Below are 608 nucleotides of genomic sequence, written 5' to 3'. Positions count from 1 at the left end.
CGGCTTGCCGTACTCCTCCAGTCGTGCCAACAGATACTCACGACTGGGTACGGGATTGTCATATTTCTGGGTTTCACGAGCCGCGTGCGGATCGTCATTCAACGTCCAATGAGTCATGCAACCATCGTCCTTGCGTTGAGCCAGTTGGGCCTGAGTGATAAAGAAAATGCACGCGGCGGGCGGCTTGAGCCGTTCAGTTTTTTGGGATTCATGCGACAAGTATAGCGGCCACGCCTGTTCGACCCAACCATGCACTGACCTACAGGCCCAATTGCCACCTCGACACCCTGCTTGACGACGCCTGAGAAGCTGCTCGGAACGCGGCTTTCACACCGGCCATGAGACGCTTGCATTCGGTCGCAGAGTCGGTATCATGCATCGCGCCTTGGCCCAGATGGCGGAATTGGTAGACGCGCTAGCTTCAGGTGCTAGTGTCCTTATGGACGTGGAGGTTCAAGTCCTCTTCTGGGCACCATCGCTTCTTGCGGTGACGCTTTCGAGAATGAAAATTCAATGAAAGCCACAGGGTCGGATTAAGCCCGGATGGCGGAATTGGTAGACGCGCTAGCTTCAGGTGCTAGTGTCCTTATGGACGTGGAGGTTCAAGT

The 608-nt window shown here is 55.4% G+C and carries 1 tRNA gene; it reads left to right on the top strand.

The features are described from left to right. The first annotated feature begins 388 nt into the window (after positions 1–388). Positions 389–475, top strand: a tRNA-Leu gene (locus BTW07_RS19165). Positions 476–608: the final 133 nt, after the last annotated feature.

The sequence above is a fragment of the Salinicola socius genome (assembly GCF_001937195.1).
Classification (GTDB): Bacteria; Pseudomonadota; Gammaproteobacteria; order Pseudomonadales; family Halomonadaceae; genus Salinicola; species Salinicola socius.
This window is presented reverse-complemented; position numbering and strand designations above follow the sequence as displayed.